Raw genomic sequence first — 14,198 nt, 5'->3', positions numbered from 1 at the left:
TGCTCCTTTTGCACGGGGGTCGTTTTTTGCGACAAACGTTTACTGCTCTCCTGCATCACGCTTTCTTATTGCACTTGCTCGGTTGCCGGCGGATCGAACGGATAGATCCGGCGCCATTCCGACGCCATGTCCACCACCGTCCAGCCACGGGAATTCGCTTCATCGAGGGCCTTGTCGAGTCGGCCGATATTCGATTGCCGGTCATAAGCCCACTCGCGCTTGGCATCGGTGTGGTGCACCAGCCCCATCAGGCGCTTGCCCGGCCCGGCGGCGGTCCACAGCAGCATTTGCAGGTCGCCGTCGGAGTTGCCAAAGGCGAGGATCGGCCGCCGACCGATGACCGCATCGATGCTGACCGGTTTGCCCGGACCGTCATCGTTGTGCGCAACTTTCGGCGTGCGCACGATCGACGCTTTGCCGTCCTTGAACTGGTAAGAGGTGACGAACGTGGTACCGATCACCTGTTCCGGCGGGATGCCGTAGACCTTCTCGGCGAAGGCGCGCATGAAGCCGGTATCGCCGCCGGAAACGATGTAGGTCTTGAAGTTCTGGCTGCGCAGGTAGTCGAGCATTTCCAGCATCGGCTGGAAGATCATTTCCGTGTAGGGCTTGCCGGTTTTCGGGTGGCGGGCCTGGCTGAACCAGGTTTTCGCGTAGTCATCGAAGGCTTCGGTGGTCATGCCGCTGTGGGTGGCGCCGACGATCTTCAGCAAACCCTCCATGCCCGACGCGGCGAGGGCTTTGTGATCATTTTCCAGCACCGCTTTGAACGGCTGTGTGGTTTTCCATTCCGGGTGTTGTGCGGCGGTGCGCTTGACCTCGTCGAAGGCAAACAGCAATTCGAAGTACGCCGGTTGTTCGCTCCACAAGGTGCCGTCATTGTCGAACACGGCGATGCGATCGGCCGGTTTGACGAAGTCCTTGCTGCTCTGGTCGGTCACGGCCTGGACGAACTCGATGATGCTCTTTTTGGCCGGGCCCTCGTTCCATGACGGCAGCGGTTCATTCGCCTGTGCCAGCAGGGGCAGAACCAGTGTCAACAGCAGGGCGAAACCGAAACGTTGGCGACGCAGCAACGGGTTGATCATGTGAAGTCCTTCTCATGCACAGGGTTGAGCGGGCGCAGGGCCGGTGCGGGTTTCGCCTGTTGCCGGGCGACCTGACTTTGAAGCGTAGACAACGATTGGCGAAGCTGAACAAGTGTTTGATCGGCGGCAGACTGACGGCCGTAAAGCCCGCGTAACAATCCCTGCAAGCGCGGACCGGCGCCCGTGAGTTTCAAGCCCAGACGACTACGCCGCAGCCACAGGTACAGCGCGGTCAGTTGCGCCGGCCTGGCTTGCAGTTGCGGGGCGATCTGTTGCCAGGCGAAAGCGGGCGAATGCTGCCAGGCCAATTGCTTCGCCCGTTTATGTGCGAGCCAGCGTTGATGGGCGCGAACGGCGACGGGCCGCAGCAAATACACACCGACGGCGAGGCCGACCGCCAGCGCCAGCCAGAGGAGCCAGCGGCTGGAGAAGTGCAAGTGCTTCTGTTGCAGTTGCCTGAGGTCTTCGGCGAGCGAAAACACCGGTTTATAGGCGTTGTTGGCTGCGGCCTCGAAGCTCACGGCCGGCACCTCAGCGCTACGGATCTGCTTCGCAGCGGAATCCCACCATTTCACGCGGATGGCTGGCAGCGTGTAAGTACCGGCGCTGTCGATGCGATAGCTGGCGCTGTCGACACGTTGGCCGCCGAGGATATTGCCGCGACCGTCATCCAGCGCTTTGACTTGTGGCGTCTTCGCGTAGCGACTCAAGCCGGCGACATCACTGAAGGTCGGAATCGGCAGCGCCATCGCCAGCGCGCCATCGGCTTGCAGGGTGAGCTCACGGGTGATGCTATCGCCGACTTTCAGCGGCGTGGCCGAATTGGTAATGATCTGTTTCAAGCGCAACCCACTGGCGACCAGAGGCGTCTCCCCGGCCGCGAAACCGGGCGGCTGGGCTGCACTGAAACTCAGCGGTTGGCTTTGTGCGCTGATTTCTTCAGTGGCCTGGCCCAGTGTGGCGCGTACGGTCAGCGCCGGGATATCGAAACTGCGCGCGACGTTGGGCGTGATCAGATAGCTATAGCGCAAGCCATTGAACGATTGGCCATCGATGGTCTGGTTCAGATGCTGCGCCTGGCCGTTCGGCGGCATCACCAGCGCACCGTCGAGTTGCAGACTGGGCAGGGCGGCGGCGCTGGTGAACCAGGTGTCGGTGAGCACGTCGAGTTGCAGTTCGACCAGCCCGCCGACCATCGCGCCTTCGCTGGGGTCGAGGTGAGCCTGGACTTTCAGTTGCGCTGGGGCGGCAAAAACATTCAGAGACAGCAGGCTGGTCAGCAGCAGGGCGCTGAGCTTTGCGCTGAGCGTCCGGGCCTCTTCGCGAGCAGGCTCGCTCCCACTTGGAGTCCACGGTTTTCCTGTGGGAGCGAGCCTGCTCGCGAAGGCCGCAATACGGTTCATGGCCGATCTCCCTGCTGATCCTGCAGACTGAATTTCTGCCGTAGAAACTTCGCCGGCGAGGTGGTCAGGTTCTCCAGCCACAGCGCGTCGGACGCCGCTTGCTGGGTCTCGACCTTTTTGCTCTGACCTTTACCGGGTGCCTTGTCGAATCTGACTTCATCGGGTTTGGTTTGCGGAGCGTTTTTCTCTGCGCTTTCGGTGTCCTTGAGCAGTGCCCGAGCCAAGGCCAGATTGGCGCTCGCTTCGGCAAATTGCGGCTGCAGTTTCAACGCCTCGCTGTAGGCGGCAATCGCCTGCTCGAACTTGAAGCGGCGCACGTAAATATTGCCCAAGTAGAAATACGCCTGCGGCGTGTCCAGGCGGGCAAAGGTCGCCATTGCCAAGTCGTAATCGGCAGCGTGATAGGCCGCGACGCCTTTCCAGTACGGGTCGACGAACAGCGCCGCGGCTTCGGGCAAACGATCATGCTCAAACGCCCAGCGGCCTTGTTGGTCGCGGGTGAAAAACGCATCGGTGAGGGCGTTGGCCTGCGCCGGCGCCGCAGGCCAGCCCAACCCTGCGGCCAAAAACAGCGCCGGCATCCAGTTGACGCTCCAGCCTTTGCGTACGCTGAACAGCGCCAGTAACAGCAACGGCCAGCAGAGCCAGTAACCGGCGTCCTTCCAGTGCAATTCGCGCTGTTCGGCGCTGGCGCTCTGGAAGTGTTGGCGGGCGTGCAACTCGATCCACTCCAGGTCATCGTTATTCAGGGTCAGGCTGCCGAGCGGCGCGTCGACGGCCGAGGCCAATTGCTTGAGGGCCGCCTGATCGAAACTGCCGAGCACCGGTCGTCCGCTGCTGTCGATTTTCGGCTGGCCGCTGGCGGTAGTGATGACGCCCGAGTCTTCGCTGCCCACCGCCAGAACCAGAACCTGCAAGGCACTGCCGTCGAGGTGTTTTTGCAGATCATCGAGTTGCGTGGTATCGGCCCCGTCAGTTACCAGCAGCAGACTGCCCGGGGTGTTCTCGGCGCTGAGCAAGCGTTTCGCTTGATCGATCACGGCGGCGACGTTTTTGCCGGGTTTGTCGATCAAGCCCGTGCCCAGGGCCTGGATGAAACTGTCGAGCAGCGCCGGATCGTCGGTCGGTGGCAACACCAGATGCGCGCTGCCGGCATAGGCGATCAGTGCGGTCCGCGCAGCGGCGCGACGTTGCATCAGATCATGCAGCTTGTGCTTGACCGCCTCCAGCCGCGTCGGCTGCACATCGTTGGCGTCCATCGACGGCGAAAGGTCGACGGCAACGATCAACGGTGCGCGGTTCTCGAGAAAGTCCGGGCGATCCTGTTCCCACGTCGGCCCGGCCGCGGCGAGTGCGCCGAGGATCAGCAGCGCACAGAGCAGGTGCACCGGGCGCCAGCGCTGGTGATCCTGCGGGGTGATCAACAAGTGCGGCAGCAAGTGTTCGGCGATATTGCCGCGCAGGCGTTTTTGCAGGTCGCGGCTGCGACGCCAGATCAGTGGCAGCATTGCGCCGAACAGCGCAAGCAACAGCCACAGCGGGCGCAGAAAGTGGAAATCGCTCAGGTTGATCTCCATTTCAGGCCTCCTGCCGCTGCCGCGCAACCGTCAGGTTCGGGCGTAAGAGGGCGCCGAGCTGATACAGCGCCAACAGCAGCAATGCTGCGCCCAGCGGCCAGTAGAACAATTCCCGCTGCGGTTGATGGCTAAGGGTTTTCACCTGATGCGGAGTGAGCTGGTCGAGGGTGGTGTAGACCTGATCCAGTGCCGCGCGATCTTCGGCGCGGAAGAAGCGGCCGCCGGTGGTATTGGCGATCTGTTCGAGGCCTTGCAGATTGACCTTCGCTTCGCCGGAAGCGTCGGGGTCGCCGATGCCGATGGTATGAATGACCACGCCTTTGTTGGCCGCCATTTCGGCGGCGTGATCTGGGGTGATCGCGCTGCTGGTGTCGTTGCCATCGGTCAGCAGAATCAGGACTTTTTCCTGCTCATGGGCCTTGTCGAGCAATTTCAGGCTGAGCCCGATCGCATCGCCGATCGCTGTGTTAGGGCCGGCCATGCCGATCCCGGTATCCGCCAGCAACAACGACAGGCTGGCGTGATCGAGGGTCAGTGGAGCCTGTGGATAGGCACCGCTGCCAAATACGATCAGGCCGATGCGGTCGTCCTTGCGTTTGTCGATGAAGCCTTGCACCACGCCTTTGACCGCTGCCAGGCGATTGATTTTTTCGCCCTGAGCATTGGTGAAATCCTCGGTTTCCATCGACTGCGACAGGTCGATGGCGAGCATCAGATCGCGCACCGGTTGCTGGCGTTCGATCGGCTTTTCGACATACACCGGACGCGACACGGCCAACAGAATCAGCGCCCACACCAGCACATTGAGCAGCAGTTGCCAGCGATTGCGCCGACTGCCCGCGGTGCCTGGCGCTTCGCCGACCGCGCGGCTCATCGCGCCGAAAAACGGTACGCGCACGGCACTGCGGGCTTCGTTGTAGGCGGGCAGAAAGCGGTAAGCCAGCCAGGGCAGCGGCAGCAGGAGTAACAGCCAGGGGTAATCAAGCTGCCACATGGTGATGCTCCACCCAGTATTGGCAGCTGTCGAAGAGCATTTGCCGTTGCGCTGCGGGGAGGGCGCGCAATACGGGGTCCGGCGCGTAGGCGAATTGGGCCAGTTGAGTACTGAAGTCGGCGGGCATTCTGTTTTTGCAGTGCCGTTGCAGAAATTCCTGCCAGTCATCTTTGCCAAGCGCCGCCGGCGATTGTGAGAGCGAGCCTGCTCGCGAAAGCGCCGTGTCAGTGGATCGAGGTATTGCATGCGCTGACGTCTTCGCGAGCAGGCTCGCTCCCACAGGGAATGCATTCCAGCGCCGCGATCGAGTGGGCATGGACAGGGCCGTGCGTTTGAGCAGCTCAGGCAATTCGCGCAGGGCATTGAGATCGTCACTGCGGCCGCGCAACTGTGCGAGTCGGGCAAGGGCTTCACGGCGATAGCGGTCGCGGCGCCATTGCCAGTACCTGCGCAGGCCGATCAACAGCGCGGCGAATATCAGCACCGCCAGCAACAGCCACCAGCCCCAGGTTTGCGGCGCATAGCTGACGGGCGCGGGCAGGGCCAGCTCCTTGAGCTGATCGATACTGGGGATATTCGGGTTCATCGCGCGCCCCCGGCGCTTTTGCCGAGTTCGGCGCGCAGTTGCCCATGGGCGTCCTCGGCGGTGCTGATCATCATCAGCGGCACCTGACTGCGGCGCAGCAGGGTGGCGACGTCCTTGAGCCGCCCGCTGAGAAAATCCCCCAGCGGCTGATGCACGTTACGTTTCTCGATCGCCAGTTCGACCTGCAACTCGCCCTGGGTGACCAGCAGGCGACCGTTGTTCGGCAGTTTCAGCGCCAGCGGATCATAGACCTGCAAGGCAATCACATCGTTGTGCGCCGACAGCTGCCGCATCAATTGCAAGGTGCGTTCACCGGCGCCGGCAAAGTCGCTGACGATGCAGATCAAGTGGTCGTGCCCGGCCACACCGAGGCAGCGCTGCAAGGCTTTGTCCAGTTGGTCCTCATCTTCGGCGTCGGGAATACCGGCGTTCAGCGCGCGGTTTTGCTGCACTACGCGGCTGAGCAGCGCTTCGACACGCTTGCGACTGCGCAACGGCGCGATGCTGTCGATACGCTGGTCGTTGAAGACCAGACCGCCGACCCGATCCCCGGCGTGAAAAACCATCCACGCCGCCAGCGCGGCGAGTTCAGCGGCGACTGCCGATTTGAAGCTGCGCTGCGAGCCGAAGAACATCGACATGCGCTGGTCGACCACGATCAGGGCCGGGCGGTCGCGTTCTTCGGTGAAAGTGCGCACCACCGGTTTGCCGGTACGCAACGAGGCGCGCCAGTCGAGGTGGCGCAGGTCATCGCCCGGTTGATAGCGGCGCAACTCGTCGAAATTCAGCCCGCGACCGCGCAGCCGCGAGGCGTGGTTGCCGGCGAGGATGCTGCCCTGCGGCTGCCGGGCAAGAAAACTCAAGTCACGGGCCTTGAACTCCAGCGCCATCAATTGCGCGAGAGAGACGTAGACCAGACCTTCGTCGTTCATGCGGGAATCGCCACTTTGTCGAGAATCCGGTCGAGCACCTCATCGGCGCTGACGCCATCGGCTACGGCGTCGTAACTCAGCTGCAAACGGTGGCGCAACACCGGATGGACCACGGCGCGGACGTTGTCCGGCGAAACGAAATCCTGCCCCTGCAGCCACGCATCGGCGCGGGCGCAGCGGTCCAGGCCAATGCCGCCACGGGGACTGGCACCAATGGCGATCCAGCGTGCGAGGTCTTCGTCGTATTCGGCGGGGTGCCGGGTGGCGTTGATCAGGTCGATCAGGTACGTGTCGATGGCCGGTGAAACGTGCACCGCGCTGACTTCCTTGCGCGCAGCAAAAATCACCTCTTGCGGCAAAGTGAAATTCTTCACCGGCGTGGTGCTCGCACCTTGGGCAAACTCTTCGTTGCGCAGCAGGCGCAGCACCTGGCTTTCGTTTTCGGCGCTGGGGTAATCGAGCAGCACCTTCATCAGAAAACGGTCCATCTGCGCTTCCGGCAGTGGGTAGGTGCCTTCCTGCTCGATCGGGTTCTGCGTCGCCACCACGATGAACAGCTCCGGTAGCGCATGGCTGTTGCCGGCGACGGTGATCTGGCGTTCCTCCATGGCTTCGAGCAGCGCCGCCTGGACCTTGGCCGGGGCGCGGTTGATTTCGTCGGCGAGGATCAGATTGCCGAACAGCGGGCCGGGCTGGAATCGGATCTCGTTCTTGCCCTCGACCTGGTGCAGCACCTCGGCGCCAGTGATGTCCGAGGGCAACAGGTCGGGGGTGAACTGGATGCGGCTCATCTTGGCATCAAGGTGTTTTGCCAGTGCCTTGACCGTGCGTGTCTTCGCCAGCCCGGGCAGGCTCTCCAGGAGCAAATGACCATTGGCCAACAGCCCGAGCAGAATCTGCCGGATGACTTGATCCTGGCCGAGCACCGCTTCGGCGATGCTGGCTTGCAGGGCGTTGAGGTCGGTGAGCGCTGTCATGGGCAGTCCTTTGTGTCCGGGTCTAGAAAAACGCCAGGGTCAGATTTACGCTGAAACCATTGCCTTCGGGACGGTTTTTGGTGTCGAACTCCGGCACCCAGCGCGCGCTGATATTGGCCTGGGCATCGGCGAACTTTCCGGCCCAGCCAATCACCGGGCCGGCGCCGACCGAACGGCCGCGATAGCCATTGAAGACATCGGCGGTCTGGCCTTTGTCGTCGGTCAGTTGCTGCACGTAGCCGGCGGCAAGTCCGGCGTTCCAGCCATTGCCCAAGCCGTGAGTCCAGAGGGCGTCGAGGGTGAAGATGTTGCCGTTGCGATAGTCGGTAGCGTCGTTCTCGGTGTAGAACTCCAGCCCGCTGGACAAAGTGAACTCGCCGCCCTTGCCGTCGAGGTGGGTAAAGGCCACGGTCGGCATGAACGTGTAATTGTTCTGTCCGGGATTGGCCAGGCGGTCCTTGTTATAGGCGCCGGTCGGCACGTAGATCGGTAGCGACAGCGAGAGATGATTGAGTTCGTCGAAGTGATAACCAGCGGCGATCGGGGTGATCAGCGCATCGGCAAACTGCGTGCCGGAATCGCTGTCACCCAAAGTGCGCCCGCGCGGGCCGGTGATGCTCGCCTTGATGTCGGTGTATTGCACCGGCAGGCCCATTGCCGAAGCGAAATTCCAGCGGCCCTTGCCGGTGTTCCAGACATGGGTGAAGTTGGCCATGGTGTAGGAGACTTTCATGTCGATCCCGCCACTGATCGCGCCGGAAATCGGTGCGCCGTCGCTGCCCTTGAGCGAGCCGTCGTACCAGATGCTGGTCAACGACATTACCCAGCCCGGCTCCGTCGGCACGATGCCAGCATTGGCGAACACTTGCTGGCCCGTGATCGGCCGGCCGACGCCACCTTCCGCGGCGAACAGCGATGGACTGACGCCCAGGCACAGCAAGATGAGGAGACGCCCGCTCCGTGGCTTGAGCATGGCGAACGCCGCGCCACCCGGCCCCTTCAGAAATCCTCTATTCCCGGCTCGACTGCAGATCATTCCCGATTCCATGGTGTTTTTCCGGACAACTGAGCACTGTTGCGCCGCTACTGCGTTATCCCTTTGCTTATCAAGCCTGTAGGACACGTCCTTCTGAAACTAGCAGCTAATCGGGGGTTAGCCAGTCGAAGGAATTAATTCGTTGGTGCGGGCGGCAGGGTGCACACATCACACCTCTAATCGTCGGAGCCGGGCTTGATCGAAGGTGGTTGGGGCGGCACTGCAAACTCTGTGGAAGCGAGCCTGCTCGCGAAAGCGGTAGTCCAGTTGACACACGTTTCTGATATCGATACCTGATTTCGCGAGCAGGCTCGCTCCCACAGGACTTGTATACAATCTCGCAGCCGAGCGCCCAACAATTTCCAACGGGGCATAGGTCGCCAGCCGATTTCGTGGTTAACTTCCGCCTCTTGCATGCTTTCCAATCAAAAAACAGAAGGACTCAAGTCATGGCTCAAGTCACCCTCAAAGGCAATCCGGTTCAAGTCAACGGCCAGTTGCCACAAGCCGGTTCCAAGGCGCCAGCCTTTTCCCTGGTAGCCGGCAATCTGTCCGACGTCACCCTGAAAGACTTCGCCGGCAAGCGCAAAGTCCTGAACATCTTCCCAAGCGTCGACACCCCGACCTGCGCCACTTCCGTGCGCAAGTTCAACGCCCAGGCCAACGACATCAGCAACACCGTGGTGCTGTGCATCTCCGCTGACCTGCCGTTCGCCCAGGCGCGCTTCTGCGGCGCCGAAGGTCTGGAAAACGTACAGAACCTGTCGACCCTGCGCGGCAGCGAGTTCATCGAAAACTACGGCGTGGCCATCGCTGACGGCCCGCTGAAAGGCCTGACCGCTCGCGCCGTTGTGGTGCTGGACGAAAACGACACCGTCCTGCACAGCGAACTGGTCAAGGAAATCGCCGAAGAGCCTAACTACGAAGCGGCACTGTCCGTTCTCAAGTAAGGCTTTTACAATTGTTAACGGCCTGGCCCTGTCCAGGCCGTTTTTATTTGTGTATCAGGGTTTTGCCTCACACCTTGAAACGTAAGTGGAAGGTAAATTGCCGGTAAAGCTGCTTTGCTTAAATCCACTCAGTGCTTATCGTTCAGCCTCCCGTAATAGAAGCCCACGCGCCCAATGGTCAATAACTCCATGCAATCGTCCCCCCGCAAATCCCGTCGCTGGCTGATCAGCCTGCTGGTCCTGTTGGTCATCGCCGTCCTGTGCTGGAAATTCTGGCCCGCCGGCTCTGCTGACAAGGCGGGCGGCGACAAAGCGGCCGCCGGGCATACCGGGCGCTCGGGGATGATGCGGCCGGGCTTCGGCGGCGGTACCGGGCCGATTCCGGTGCGTGTGGCGCCGGCGGTGAAGGGTGACTTCCCGCTGTATTACAAGGCACTGGGCACGGTCACCGCGCTCAATACTATCAACGTGCGCAGCCGGGTAGGCGGCGAACTGGTGAAGATTCATTTCGAAGAAGGGCAGATGGTCAAGGCGGGCGACCTGCTGGCCGAGATCGATCCGCGTCCTTACCAGAATGCTTTGCTCCAGGCAGAAGGCACGTTGCTGCAAAATCAGGCGCAACTGAAAAACGCCCAGGTCGACGTCGAGCGCTACCGCGGTCTGTATAAAGAAGACAGCATCGCCAAACAGACCCTCGACACCGCCGAAGCGCTGGTCGGCCAATACTTGGGCACGGTCAAGACCAATCAGGCAGCGGTCAACGACGCCAAGCTCAATCTCGAATTCACCAAGATCCGCGCGCCAATTGCCGGCCGCGTCGGTCTGCGTCAGGTCGACGTCGGCAACCTCGTCGCCGCCAACGACACCACGTTCCTCGCGGTGATCACCCAGACGCAACCGATCAGCGTGGCCTTCACCTTGCCGGAGAACAGCCTCGACACCGTGCTGGCCCGTTACCGCAGTGGCGCCAAACTGCCTGCCGAAGCCTGGGATCGCGGCGACACCAAGCTGCAAGCCACCGGCGTGCTGCAAAGCCTCGACAACCAGATCGACGTCGCTACCGGCACTTTGAAATTCAAGGCCCGTTACGATAACCGCGACCAGTCGCTGTTTCCCAATCAGTTCGTCAACGTCCATTTACTGGCAGACACGCTGAAAGGTGTAGTGCTGGCGCCGTCGGCAGCGATCCAGTTCGGTACCAACGGCACCTTCGTCTATGCGCTGGACGGCGACAGGAAAGTCACCATTCGCCAACTGAAAATCGGTGCCAGCGACGGTGACAACACCGTGGTCACCGAAGGCCTCGCCGCAGGTGATCGCGTTGTGCTTGAAGGCACCGATCGCCTGAAGGAGGGCAGCGAAGTCGAAGTGGTCAATGACAGCAGCGAAGTGCCGACCTCGCCGACCGAACACCTGCAAGGCAAATCCGCCGCCAATCCCGATGCGACCACCGCTGAAAAGGCCAAGAAGGGCGCATGAACATTTCGCGGCTGTTCATCCTCCGTCCGGTAGCCACCACCCTGAGCATGCTGGCCATTGTCCTGGCCGGCCTGATCGCTTATCGCCTGCTGCCGGTTTCGGCCTTGCCGCAGGTCGATTACCCGACCATCCGCGTCATGACCCTGTACCCCGGCGCCAGTCCGGACGTAATGACCAGCGCCGTCACCGCGCCGCTTGAACGCCAGTTCGGGCAGATGCCGGGCCTGACGCAAATGGCCTCGACCAGCTCCGGCGGCGCTTCGGTGCTGACCCTGCGTTTCAGCCTCGACATCAACATGGACGTCGCCGAACAGCAGGTGCAGGCCGCGATCAACGCCGCGACCAACCTGCTGCCGACCGACCTGCCGGCACCGCCGGTGTACAACAAGGTCAACCCGGCGGACACCCCGGTGCTGACCCTGGCCATCACTTCGAAAACCATGCTGCTACCCAAGCTCAATGACTTGGTCGATACGCGCATGGCGCAGAAGATCGCCCAGATCAGCGGCGTCGGCATGGTCAGCATCGCTGGTGGCCAGCGTCAGGCGGTACGAATCAAGGTCAACCCCGAAGCGCTCGCGGCCAACAGCCTAAACCTGTCGGACGTGCGCACGCTGATCGGTGCCTCCAACGTCAACCAGCCGAAAGGCAACTTCGATGGCCCGACCCGGGTGTCGATGCTCGATGCCAACGACCAACTGACCTCGCCCGAGGATTACGCGAACCTGATCCTGACCTACAAGAACGGCGCGCCGTTGCGGCTCAAGGACGTCGCGGAAATCGTCGATGGCGCCGAGAACGAGCGTCTGGCCGCGTGGGCCAACCAGAATCAGGCGGTGCTGCTCAACATCCAGCGCCAACCCGGCGCCAACGTCATCGAAGTGGTCGATCGTATCAAGGCCTTGCTGCCAAGCATCACCGACAACCTTCCGGCCGGCCTCGACGTCACTGTGCTCACAGACCGCACCCAGACCATCCGTGCCTCGGTCACCGACGTGCAACACGAGCTGCTGATTGCCATTGCGCTGGTGGTCATGGTCACGTTCCTGTTTCTGCGCCGCGCCAGTGCGACGATCATTCCCTCGGTGGCCGTACCGCTGTCGTTGATCGGCACCTTTGGCGTGATGTACCTCGCCGGTTTCTCGGTGAACAACCTGACGTTGATGGCGCTGACTATTGCCACCGGCTTCGTGGTCGACGACGCCATCGTCATGCTCGAGAACATTTCGCGATTCATCGAAGAGGGTGACAGCCCGATGCAGGCCGCGCTCAAGGGCGCGAAACAGATCGGCTTCACCCTGATTTCCCTGACCCTGTCGCTGATCGCCGTCCTGATTCCGCTGCTGTTCATGGCCGATGTAGTGGGGCGCCTGTTCCGCGAGTTCGCCATTACCCTGGCGGTGGCAATCCTGATTTCCCTGGTGGTGTCGCTGACCCTGACGCCGATGATGTGCGCGCGTCTGCTCAAGCGTGAACCGCAGGAGCACGAGCAAGGCCGTTTCTATCGCGCCAGCGGTGCGTTCATTGACTGGATGATCAAGGAATACGGGCGGATGCTGCGCTGGGTGCTCAAGCATCAGCCGCTGACCTTGCTGGTCGCCATCGGCACACTGGCGTTGACCGTGTTCCTGTACGTGATCGTGCCGAAGGGTTTCTTTCCGGTGCAGGACACCGGGGTGATTCAGGGTATTTCCGAAGCGCCGCAGTCGATCTCCTTCGCGGCGATGGGCGAGCGGCAGCAGCAACTGGCGAAGATCATTCTTGAAGATCCGGCGGTGCAGAGCCTGTCGTCCTACATTGGCGTCGACGGCGACAACGCCACGCTCAACAGCGGCCGCTTGCTGATCAACCTCAAGCCCCACGGCGAGCGCGATCTGACGGCCAGTGAAGTGATTTCCCGCCTGCAACCGCAACTGGACAAACTGGTCGGCATTCGTTTGTTCATGCAGCCGGTGCAGGATCTGACCATCGAGGATCGGGTCAGCCGCACCCAGTATCAGTTCAGCATGTCTTCGCCGGACTCGGAATTGCTCAGCCAGTGGAGCGGACGTCTGGTCGAAGCCCTGGCGCAGCGTCCGGAGTTGACCGACGTTGCCAGTGACTTACAGGACAAAGGCTTGCAGGTCTATCTGGTGATCGACCGTGACGCCGCATCGCGCCTCGGCGTGTCGGTGGCGAATATCACCGATGCGCTTTACGACGCGTTCGGCCAGCGGCAGATTTCGACCATTTACACCCAGGCCAGCCAGTACCGCGTGGTGCTGCAAGCCCAGGCCGGGGAGAAGATCGGCCCGCAGGCGCTGGATCAGATTCACGTCAAGACTACCGACGGCGCGCAGGTGCGTCTGTCGAGTCTGGCGCATGTCGAAGAGCGTCAGGCGCAATTGGCGATCACCCACATCGGCCAGTTTCCGGCAGTGATGATGTCGTTCAACCTCGCGCCGGGCGTGGCGTTGGGGCATGCCGTGGACATCATCGAGCAAGTGCAGCAGGACATCGGCATGCCGGTCGGCGTGCAGACTCAGTTCCAAGGCGCGGCGCAGGCGTTCCAGGCTTCGCTGTCGAGCACCTTGCTGCTGATTCTGGCGGCGGTGGTGACCATGTATATCGTCCTCGGCGTGCTCTACGAGAGCTACATCCACCCGATTACCATTCTTTCGACCTTGCCGTCGGCAGCGGTCGGTGCCTTGCTGGCGTTGCTGCTCAGTGGCAACGATTTGGGCATGATCGCGATCATCGGCATCATTCTGTTGATCGGTATCGTCAAGAAGAACGCGATCATGATGATCGACTTCGCCCTCGACGCCGAACGCACCCAGGGCATGGCCCCGGCGGAGGCGATCTATCAAGCGGCGTTGCTGCGCTTCCGGCCGATTCTGATGACTACACTGGCCGCGTTGTTCGGCGCAGTGCCGCTGATGCTGGCCACCGGGTCTGGCGCTGAATTGCGTCAGCCGTTGGGGCTGGTGATGGTTGGCGGTTTGTTGGTGAGCCAGGTGTTGACGCTGTTCACCACGCCGGTGATTTACCTGGCTTTTGATCGGTTGGGGCGGCGTTGGACCAAGCCTGTCGCGGGAGAGGTGGTGTGAGCGGCGTGGTGAAAGCAGCTTCAAGCTGCAAGCTTCAAGCTGCAAGAAAACAGCAGCCTGCGCGCGCAGGAACAGCTTGTAGCTCGC

General features: G+C 61.8%; 11 protein-coding genes. 3 read left to right on the top strand and 8 right to left on the bottom strand.

Translation table 11 applies throughout. The features are described from left to right. Positions 1 to 65: 65 nt before the first annotated feature. From AB4N47_RS10620 to AB4N47_RS10585, 8 genes are read right to left on the bottom strand one after another with little or no spacing between them, the layout of a single operon-like run. Entirely contained in the window at positions 66 to 1,088 is a 1,023-nt protein-coding gene (locus tag AB4N47_RS10620) for an HAD family hydrolase (RefSeq protein ID WP_341637620.1), read from the bottom strand. Beyond that, on the bottom strand, positions 1,085 to 2,491 hold the full coding sequence (locus tag AB4N47_RS10615) for a hypothetical protein (RefSeq protein WP_341637619.1): 1,407 nt from the start codon (positions 2,489 to 2,491) through the stop codon (positions 1,085 to 1,087). The genes AB4N47_RS10620 and AB4N47_RS10615 overlap by 4 nt, the downstream gene beginning before the upstream one ends. Further along, a complete protein-coding gene (locus AB4N47_RS10610; protein WP_341637618.1) occupies positions 2,488 to 4,068 on the bottom strand; it encodes a VWA domain-containing protein in 1,581 nt (526 codons plus the stop codon). Before AB4N47_RS10610 ends, AB4N47_RS10615 begins: the two co-directional genes overlap by 4 nt. Position 4,069: 1 nt before the next feature. Then, a complete protein-coding gene (locus AB4N47_RS10605) occupies positions 4,070 to 5,062 on the bottom strand; it encodes a vWA domain-containing protein (RefSeq protein WP_016774616.1) in 993 nt (330 codons plus the stop codon). Beyond that, positions 5,049 to 5,648 (bottom strand): DUF4381 domain-containing protein, encoded by a 600-nt coding sequence (locus tag AB4N47_RS10600; RefSeq protein ID WP_341637616.1) that lies wholly within the window; start codon positions 5,646 to 5,648, stop codon positions 5,049 to 5,051. The genes AB4N47_RS10605 and AB4N47_RS10600 overlap by 14 nt, the downstream gene beginning before the upstream one ends. Then, positions 5,645 to 6,580, bottom strand: coding sequence for a DUF58 domain-containing protein (locus tag AB4N47_RS10595; protein WP_341637615.1), 936 nt, complete (start codon positions 6,578 to 6,580; stop codon positions 5,645 to 5,647). The genes AB4N47_RS10600 and AB4N47_RS10595 overlap by 4 nt, the downstream gene beginning before the upstream one ends. Further along, on the bottom strand, positions 6,577 to 7,557 hold the full coding sequence (locus AB4N47_RS10590) for an AAA family ATPase (RefSeq protein WP_341637614.1): 981 nt from the start codon (positions 7,555 to 7,557) through the stop codon (positions 6,577 to 6,579). Before AB4N47_RS10590 ends, AB4N47_RS10595 begins: the two co-directional genes overlap by 4 nt. Before the next feature lie 22 nt (positions 7,558 to 7,579). Beyond that, positions 7,580 to 8,530, bottom strand: coding sequence for a SphA family protein (locus AB4N47_RS10585; protein WP_341637613.1), 951 nt, complete (start codon positions 8,528 to 8,530; stop codon positions 7,580 to 7,582). Positions 8,531 to 9,042: 512 nt separating this feature from the next. Between AB4N47_RS10585 and tpx the strand changes: the two genes are divergently transcribed. The 3 genes from tpx (at position 9,043) to AB4N47_RS10570 (ending at position 14,111) form a co-directional block, all read left to right on the top strand. Continuing rightward, the gene (tpx, locus tag AB4N47_RS10580; RefSeq protein ID WP_016774621.1) at positions 9,043 to 9,543 is read left to right on the top strand and encodes a thiol peroxidase; all 501 of its coding nucleotides are present in this window, start codon (positions 9,043 to 9,045) and stop codon (positions 9,541 to 9,543) included. A gap of 174 nt (positions 9,544 to 9,717) precedes the next feature. Beyond that, positions 9,718 to 11,022, top strand: a complete 1,305-nt coding sequence (locus AB4N47_RS10575; protein ID WP_024012866.1) for an MdtA/MuxA family multidrug efflux RND transporter periplasmic adaptor subunit — start codon at positions 9,718 to 9,720, stop codon at positions 11,020 to 11,022. Next, complete coding sequence (locus AB4N47_RS10570; RefSeq protein ID WP_281881321.1) at positions 11,019 to 14,111, top strand: MdtB/MuxB family multidrug efflux RND transporter permease subunit; 3,093 nt, start codon at positions 11,019 to 11,021, stop codon at positions 14,109 to 14,111. Before AB4N47_RS10575 ends, AB4N47_RS10570 begins: the two co-directional genes overlap by 4 nt. The last annotated feature ends 87 nt before the right edge of the window (positions 14,112 to 14,198 follow it).

This window comes from Pseudomonas sp. S3_G06, assembly GCF_054667565.1.
This window is presented reverse-complemented; position numbering and strand designations above follow the sequence as displayed.

Coding starts and splice junctions, on each gene's coding strand:
- AB4N47_RS10620 (WP_341637620.1), bottom strand. CDS start 1,088: ATGATCAACCCGTTGCTGCGTCGCCAACGTTTCGGTTTCGCCCTGCTG.
- AB4N47_RS10615 (WP_341637619.1), bottom strand. CDS start 2,491: ATGAACCGTATTGCGGCCTTCGCGAGCAGGCTCGCTCCCACAGGAAAA.
- AB4N47_RS10610 (WP_341637618.1), bottom strand. CDS start 4,068: ATGGAGATCAACCTGAGCGATTTCCACTTTCTGCGCCCGCTGTGGCTG.
- AB4N47_RS10605 (WP_016774616.1), bottom strand. CDS start 5,062: ATGTGGCAGCTTGATTACCCCTGGCTGTTACTCCTGCTGCCGCTGCCC.
- AB4N47_RS10600 (WP_341637616.1), bottom strand. CDS start 5,648: ATGAACCCGAATATCCCCAGTATCGATCAGCTCAAGGAGCTGGCCCTG.
- AB4N47_RS10595 (WP_341637615.1), bottom strand. CDS start 6,580: ATGAACGACGAAGGTCTGGTCTACGTCTCTCTCGCGCAATTGATGGCG.
- AB4N47_RS10590 (WP_341637614.1), bottom strand. CDS start 7,557: ATGACAGCGCTCACCGACCTCAACGCCCTGCAAGCCAGCATCGCCGAA.
- AB4N47_RS10585 (WP_341637613.1), bottom strand. CDS start 8,530: ATGCTCAAGCCACGGAGCGGGCGTCTCCTCATCTTGCTGTGCCTGGGC.
- tpx (WP_016774621.1), top strand. CDS start 9,043: ATGGCTCAAGTCACCCTCAAAGGCAATCCGGTTCAAGTCAACGGCCAG.
- AB4N47_RS10575 (WP_024012866.1), top strand. CDS start 9,718: ATGGTCAATAACTCCATGCAATCGTCCCCCCGCAAATCCCGTCGCTGG.
- AB4N47_RS10570 (WP_281881321.1), top strand. CDS start 11,019: ATGAACATTTCGCGGCTGTTCATCCTCCGTCCGGTAGCCACCACCCTG.